This is a genomic window from Neoroseomonas oryzicola, from assembly GCF_012163135.1.
Classification (GTDB): domain Bacteria; phylum Pseudomonadota; class Alphaproteobacteria; order Acetobacterales; family Acetobacteraceae; genus Neoroseomonas; species Neoroseomonas oryzicola.
Genome location: NZ_JAAVUP010000021.1, coordinates 22,982 through 30,492, shown reverse-complemented (window position 1 = coordinate 30,492; position 7,511 = coordinate 22,982). Strand labels below are relative to the sequence as shown.

Genomic DNA, 7,511 nt, shown 5'->3' with positions numbered 1-7,511 from the left:
GCCGGATACACACCCGCTACGACAAGCTCGCCGCCAATTTCGCCTCGGCCGTCGCCATCGCCGCCATCCTCATCGGATGGACCTGATTGAGGCTGGAGCCTAGGGCGGTTGCCATCGGGCCTTGGGGGGAATGTTCGGAATTGTTGGATGCGGGGACACGCATCGGCTTATGCCGAACACAACTCGGATAGCTAACGGCGTAGCCTCGTCTCTGATTTCAATCCCTTCAATCGGGCGGCCTTTACACGCGAATTTCGCTGCGCCAGGTCGTGCCCCCAGACGTGGTGTAGGAGGCGGCCACCGCGGTGAACCTGGGTAGGGTTGAGTTGCGAGCTGCAACCCCTGCCCTGGAACTCCACGATGACCGAGCAAGAGACTGCCCTTCGCGAGCTGCTGGCGAAAGGGACGGATGCCACCTTCCTGCGTGAGATGATCGGCTTCGCGGCCGAGCGGCTGATGGAACTGGAGGTCGGCGGGATGACGGGCGCCGCCCATGGCGAGCGCAGCCCCGACCGCTTGGTGCAGCGCAACGGCTATCGCCAGCGGGACTGGGAGACGCGGGCCGGGACGGTCGAGTTGCGCATCCCGAAGCTGCGGCGCGGCTCCTACTTCCCCTGCTTCCTCGAGCCCCGCCGGACCACCGAAAAGGCGCTGGTGGCGGTGATCCAGGAAGCCTACGTGCACGGCGTCTCGACCCGGGCGGTGGACGACCTAGTGCAGGCGATGGGCGCGTCGGGCATCAGCAAGAGCCAGGTCAGCCGGCTCTGCACCGAACTCGATGAGCGTGTTGGCGCCTTCCTCTCCCGCCCGATCGAGGGCGAATGGCCCTATCTCTGGCTCGATGCCACCTACGTGCGCGTCCGTCAGGCCGGACGGATCGTCTCCGTGGCCGCCACCATTGCAGTCGGCGTCAACAGCGACGGCCGGCGCGAGGTGCTCGGCACGGCGACCGGCGCCAGCGAGGCGGAGACGTTCTGGACCGATTTCCTGCGCTCGCTGGCCCGGCGCGGCCTGCGTGGCGTGAAGCTGGTCATCGCCGATGGACATGAGGGGTTGAAGGCTGCCGTGCGGCGCGTGCTGCATGCCACGTCGCAACGCTGCCGCGTGCACTTCATGCGCAATGCCCTGGCCCATGCCGGCAAGGGCCACCGCCGCCTCGTCTCGGCCTGGATCGGCACCGCCTTTGCCGAGGCCGATACCGAGGGCGCGAAGCGGCAGTGGCGCACGGTCGCGGACCAGCTCCGTCCCAGGGTGCCAAAGCTCGCTGCCCTGATGGACGCCGCCGAGGAGGACGTGCTGGCGTTCATGGCGTTCCCCAGGGAGCACCGCGCCAAGATCCATTCCACGAACCCGCTGGAGCGCGTCAACGGCGAGATCAAGCGGCGCACCGACGTGGTCGGCATCTTTCCCAACGAGGCCCACGTCACCCGGCTCGTCGGCGCCATTCTCCTCGAGCAGAACGACGAATGGGCCGTCCAGCGCCGCTACATGAGCCTCGAGACGCTCGCGCCCATAAGCGATGCTCCGAACGTCAGCCTGCCCGCCGTGGCACACTGATCGCGGCTCACACCCGCTCAGGAGACCATGCGGCTCGTTCAACACGCCATGGCTCGCATCCGTCCCATGGGGCATTGCTCTAGATCAATGCCGTGGACCGCCGAACTCGGTTCTTGGTGCCGGCTTCGGGAAAGGCCGAGCAATGCATCGCCGGTTTCTGCTGTCGCTTGTCCTGCTGGTGATTGCCTGCAGCAGTTCAGGCCCACCCGCACCATCGACCTCTGTATTGAGTGGCGTGCCTGATCAGGCAGCAGCCGCCGCGATTGCCGCCGGCCAGCCGCCAGTCGGAATTGCACGTTTGGTGATCGTTTCCGGCCGCTGGGATGACACCGGCATGGGCAAGACCGTTCTGGCGCGAGAGGCATCGGTGCGAGGCGATATCGTTGTTCAAGGCCAGCGGCTCGCCTTCTTTGAAAATGGGCAAGCGGTCGCGGCGGATCTCCCTGCTGGCACGTACCTACTGCAATGGGAGATGCGAGACCTGTTTTCGAACGCACCAAACACGCTCTCCTGGGTTAGGCCAATTCCGATCGAGGTCTCCCTTCATGGCGGCCGAACGACCGTCTTCACCGCGGACGTCATCGACCGCGCCCGTGTTGTAGGATATTTTTCCATCACAGATGCGCTGCTCGGCATTCATCCCCCTATCGACTTTCGCTTCGACGGGACCATCGCGACCGTTCTCACGCCGCAGGAGGACGCACGGCTTCTTGTCGAACGTCGCCCAGTGATTCTTTCACCGCGAGAGGAGAGGTTGGCCTCAATCCCGGGAGCGCGTGCCGTGGGTCGCTAGACCCTCGCGCGCTACTCGAACATCGGCAGCGGGCATGCTGCACTGACCGACCGAGTGCCGTTGCTAAGCTCGTGGGCGCCATTCTCGCGAGGAGACTGGCTAATTGGCCGTCCAGCGCCGCCACATGAGTCTTGAGACGCTCGCGCCCATCAGCGATGCTCCCAACGTCAGCTTGCCCACTGTGGCAAACTGACCGCGGCTCAGACCCGGCCAGGAGCCCGGTGCGCTCCTACACCATCATCAGGGACACGACCCTGCGCCATCGATTCTCAGCCGGATGAAAGCGGGCCGAGTGCACCGCGTGCCCCTTTCGGCGCCCGCGCTCGACCTGCTGATGGATGTCCGGCGTCGGCGAAATCTCAGGGGCGATTCTGCGCCAGAACTTGAAGGCGCACGGCGTCAGCGCAATGCGGGAGAGAGCCCCGCTTTGCTGCCGAGCCGGCCAAGGTCGCTGTCCAACTCGTTCCAGCCCGCCGCCGTGACCGTGACCTGCCACAGGTGGATCCTGACCCCGCTTTCGTCCGCCACTTGGACGTGCTGTAGGGGTGCCCCGGCCCCGTTCAGTTTAGGATAAACTAGAGCCGCGTCCGTCAGGCCCAGAATGCGTGCATACGCGAAAACCTGGCGCAGATCCGCGTCGTCTACGTCCGCAGGTCCGCTGACCCGCTTCCACTTGGCATCCAGGACCAGCGCGGGCTTTCCTCCCTGTCGCACAAGCAGGTCTGGCCGAAGCATGAACTCGCCGGCGATGTCGAATCGGTGCGAGGCCTGCTCGTCGACGCTGCAGCCGGAGAGCGTCCGCCTCAGCCGGGCCGCGAGCAGCGCCTCGAAAACCTTGCTCATGTCGAACATGAGTGTCGGCCCTGGCGCGGCTGCGCCGGCCTCGGGTGCGACTGCGGTCCCGTCCAGCAGCAGGCCCAGGACCCTCAGCAGCGGGGCCAGCCTCCGATGGCGTCGGTCGCGCTCGATACTGCCCTGAAGCCGGCGAAGCGCGTCACCGAGCACTCGCAGCGGGCCCGTGCTGTCGGATACCGCGTCCATCCGCATCACGACCTCCCGCGCCTTTGCGGCAGTTGCGGCCACTCGGGTGACACGCGCGATCCAGCGGACGCCGGCCTTGATGCTCCTGTTCACTGGCGTGTCGGCGCGGTAGTCCTCGACGCGTGCGATGTGGACGTCCAGGCGTTCCGGCAGAAGAGCGAGTTGCTTTGCGATCAGCAACTGCCCACGGACGACCGGGGTCCGCCGGTCCAAGCGGCGATAGGCATGCACCAAACCGAGACGCACCTCCCGAAGCGCCAAGTCCGCAGCAAAGCGGAGATACGCCTCGATCAGGGTCGGGCTGTCGCCGTAATCCGCCGCCGCATCCTCGATCGAGGGACCTATCTCCGCCCCGGCCAGCATACGCACCAGCAGCGAGCGTGAAGCGGGGTCATCGAGGTCGCCAACCTTTGGCAGCACCTCCAGGGTACGCCCTCCCGGCATGGCGATAGCGCCGGCATAGCCGCCGAACCGGCAGTACCAATTGCCTTGCACTCGCTCCTCGGCGAAGAAGTAAGGGCCGCGCTGGCGCAGGCCCAGCAGGAACTCCAGCTCGGCCTCCGTCAGCCCGCCGCGGCCAACAATTAGCCGGCCATGCTCTTGGACGCGAACCACGTCGTTCAAGCGGCGTCCCCGTTAGCTTCTGCGATCGACTGTGCTGGGTCGGGCGCGATCTTCGCGAAATGCGCGGGCTGCCAGGTCGCGGGTTCGCTGGGATCGTACAGGGTCCGCTCCGAGCCATCCCCTATAGCATCCCCGAACAGCCGCTTCTTCTCCGCGTCGCTCACGACACGCTTGCGGATCAAATCCGTGGGACGCGTCTTGCTGGGGTGCTCGCCGAGAACGAGACAGGCTCGAGACCAGTCGTCGAAGAAGTACTCAGCGAGAAGCGGCAGGATCCGGCCGGCAAAACGGTCGCGGAGGTCGGAGAGGGACCTCACGCCGAATAGCCACGCGTGGCCGATCTGGTGGTCACGGTCGAGCAGGTAGCGAAGGCGCTCGTTCATCGCAGCCAGGATGGCCGGCAGGTCCAGCTCGGCCAGTTCAGGGTCCTCGCACTTCGCGAAGTCGGTACGCAGAGCCTCATAGTCGACGCCGATCTCCTGGAAGGTGAAGCGCCGGCGCAGGGCGATGTCCATTAAGGCGATGGATCGGTCGGCGGTGTTCATGGTGCCGACGATCCAGAGATTCCCTGGCACCGAGAACGGCGACTTGCTGTATGGGAGTGTCACCTCCACGCCGCGCTTGTCCTCCTCGATCAGGGTGATCAGTTCGCCGAGGACGCTGGCGAGGTTGGCGCGGTTCACCTCGTCGATCACCAGCAGGTGCGGGGTATCGGGGGCGGACCGCGCTGCCTCGCAGGCTTGGCGAAAGACGCCGGGCAGAACGTCGTATCGGATAGGCCCCCCTTTGCCGTCGGACGCCGGCCTGAGGCCCTCCACGAACTCCTCGTATGCAAAGCCCGGGTGGAAGGTGACCATCCGCCTGCGCTCGCCGAACTGGGCCGCCAACTCAAGCGCACGGAAGGTCTTCCCCGTCCCGGGCGGCCCGTAGAGGATCAGGTTCTTTGGCAACGTGGGGGACACTGTCGGCGGATCGAACTTGCCAGCAGACTTGGCCTCGGTCTCTGGCTTTGCCGTCTGGACTTCGATTGCGGGCGCCTCTGTCGCCACGACCTCTTCGCCACCGACAATGTCTAGGGCGTCGGCCAACTTTATCGGCGTCAGCGTCGCCGCGATCTTGTTGAACGCCTTGGTCTTGATCCGCAGGTCGGCGCTGCCGAGCCACTCCACCTTGACCGTGTGGCCGAGCACATCGTCATAGCCGGTCGGTGCCTTCTCCGTGCGAGCCACTGCCCGGAGACGGACGATGCTGACCTTCTCCTTCGGGTCCGCGTAGGTTGCCTTCGCGAGGACGGTACTTCCAGGCCGCGAAGCTAGCTCAATGAAGTTGCCCAGTGCCACCGATGAGTTCCTCTCGGTGACCCCGGAGATCGCCTCGATCCGGCGCTCCCGATCCTTCGGTGAAAGCTCGGCGGCACCGGCAACGAGCGATCGAACGTTGGGGTCTCGACCGAACCCGACGCCATACACACCCGCCTCCTCGAAGCGAGGCATCATGTCTTCGTTTCCGTACTTCACCCCGCCGAACCAGATGTCGGGAATGGAGAAGATGCGCCAGATGAAGCCTTGGACGTCGACCATGTCCGCTGGCTTCAGCGGCGCCAGTTCCTGTCTCAGCGCCTCCGCTACACTCCGACAGCCGCGGTACTCGTCGGCGGTCAGCAGCGGCGCGGTGAGGCTGACGGCGTTCTTCGTGAGGCACTGCAGTGCGCGGGACATCGGATCGGACCGGATCACCAGGTCGCGGTCCGGGTACGACAGCATGAGGATCAGGGTCGGCAGCGTCCGTGACGTGGGTGTCCTCGCAGCGGCGTCCAGCCGGTCATAGAGAGGCTGCATCCGCTCGTTGAAGCCGGTGATGTCTGGCGTCGCTTCTTCCTGCTCACCGGAGGCCAGCAGCGCGGCCACGGCCTCGACGAAGATCCGCGCCTCGGGCTGGCTGCTGAGGCCGCTGATCGCAGGCTGGTAGCGATAGTTGAGGAAGTTGGCGGGCGGCTGGAGCAGTGCCGATGCCAGTTCCGCCGCCTTCATGACCTCGGAGCCGCTCACGAGTGCCTGCTGCAATGCCTCCGGCTCTGCGACGGCCTGCCAGCGCGCGACGATCTCTGCCTTGTAGCGGCGCTCCTCCTCGACGAACCGCGGCGCGTCGAAGGTGTTGCCGACCATCATCCCGAACAGCCGCACCGCGCCGGTCACGCGTCCGGTGTCGAGCTTGATGCCCTTCGGGTCGAAGCGATCGTAGAGGATCCGCGAGAAATCGATCGCGGTCAGCCCGTTTGGCTCCGCCACCTCCTTGAAGAGCTTCAGAAGAAGCCGGTTCCGGGCGACCGGCCCTTCCGGGATGTCGTCGGCGCTCACCCCGAACCCGGACAACAGCTTCTGCATGTGGCCCATGCTGTTGATCGGCACGAAGCGGTCCGGGAAGTAGCTGTGCAGGAGCTTTAGGGTCCGGCTGCGCTTCGTCTGAGCAAGGGGCTCCTTGTCCGCCGCCTCCGGCGTCTCGCCCCCTCCAAGTTTGACGACCTTCGCGTGCCACCGCGCAACCTCAGCCATGGCCTGTTCGGGTGTCAGCGAGGCGAGTTCGTCGGGCAGAAAGTACGTCCCGTCCTTCTGGCGATAGATGATGTGTCCGCGGGACGAACCGGGACTGTAGCGCCCGAACTCGGCGAGGCCACGTTCCAGCCACCAGCAGAAATTGTCCTGGTCGCCCCCGCCGATGGCGTAGTCCTGGAGGGACAGGTCGGCGAGGCGATCGGCTGGAAACTTGGTCTGGAACTCCTGGAGGGACGCTGCGGCCTTCGCGTTGGCCGATGGATCCGCTTGGGCCGCCGCCACGGCCGCCAACAGCTCGCGCGTCTGGGGCGTGTCGCTGAAGGGTGCCGACAAGGCGAAGAGCCCTTTGCCCAAGTCGGTCGCCCGCAGGTCGTCGCTCCCCCCGCTCTTCTCGAGGATTCCGGATTGGACGAGGTCGGCGACGACCCAATGGAGGCGGTTGAGCCAACGCGGCGTCCGTGCTGGCCCGGGCTCGACGTCATCGAGTTCAGCCGGCCACCCCTGCTCGGCTTCGTAACCCTTACGGACGCCGTCATACGCAACCTGCTTCGGCAACTGGTTTTCTGGCGCCGACTTCAGCAGCGCCAGCAACTGCGTCGCGGCGAATGCCTTGAAGCTCGCCACCACGTCGGTTTCAGCCACTCAATTCCCCCCACCAGCGAGACCTAGTTCGGGACGATGGCACGGTCGCGGTCGTGGTGACGACCGAAAGAAGGGATGGGGAGTGGGCCGTAAAGCGCCGGACGCGGTTCGCTTGTGCCGGCCGCCCACCGCAGACCGGTGCCGGGCCAACGCCTGTCCCACCTCCCTCCACAGTCCTTCGCCCATCCGGACAGAACTTCGTGGAGGTGGTCGCTTAGTGGGTGTCCGGCGTCAACGCCCCTGAGACAGGCCAGTGTGGTAGAGGAACGGAGGAGTTCTAGCTCAACTTCACTCTTCTGGGG

4 protein-coding genes and 1 pseudogene are annotated in these 7,511 nt (G+C 65.7%); 3 read left to right on the top strand and 2 right to left on the bottom strand.

Going from position 1 to position 7,511, the window contains the following annotated elements; genetic code table 11:
* Positions 1–360: 360 nt before the first annotated feature.
* The 3 genes and pseudogenes from GWK15_RS24715 to GWK15_RS26740 all read left to right on the top strand — a co-directional run.
* A complete protein-coding gene (locus GWK15_RS24715) occupies positions 361–1,557 on the top strand; it encodes an IS256 family transposase (protein WP_168044123.1) in 1,197 nt (398 codons plus the stop codon).
* Between the two features lie 142 nt (positions 1,558–1,699).
* A complete protein-coding gene (locus GWK15_RS24710; protein WP_168044121.1) occupies positions 1,700–2,350 on the top strand; it encodes a hypothetical protein in 651 nt (216 codons plus the stop codon).
* A 59-nt stretch (positions 2,351–2,409) separates the two neighbouring features.
* Positions 2,410–2,543, top strand: a pseudogene (locus GWK15_RS26740) (IS256 family transposase); the annotation flags it as partial.
* A gap of 206 nt (positions 2,544–2,749) precedes the next feature.
* On the opposite strand, the gene GWK15_RS24705 reads toward GWK15_RS26740, so the two are convergent.
* Both GWK15_RS24705 and GWK15_RS26670 read right to left on the bottom strand, forming a co-directional pair.
* Positions 2,750–4,006 (bottom strand): McrC family protein, encoded by a 1,257-nt coding sequence (locus GWK15_RS24705; RefSeq protein WP_338147331.1) that lies wholly within the window; start codon positions 4,004–4,006, stop codon positions 2,750–2,752.
* A 5-nt stretch (positions 4,007–4,011) separates the two neighbouring features.
* Positions 4,012–7,209, bottom strand: a complete 3,198-nt coding sequence (locus tag GWK15_RS26670; RefSeq protein WP_168044117.1) for an AAA family ATPase — start codon at positions 7,207–7,209, stop codon at positions 4,012–4,014.
* Positions 7,210–7,511 lie beyond the last annotated feature (302 nt).

Coding starts and splice junctions, on each gene's coding strand:
- GWK15_RS24715 (WP_168044123.1), top strand. CDS start 361: ATGACCGAGCAAGAGACTGCCCTTCGCGAGCTGCTGGCGAAAGGGACG.
- GWK15_RS24710 (WP_168044121.1), top strand. CDS start 1,700: ATGCATCGCCGGTTTCTGCTGTCGCTTGTCCTGCTGGTGATTGCCTGC.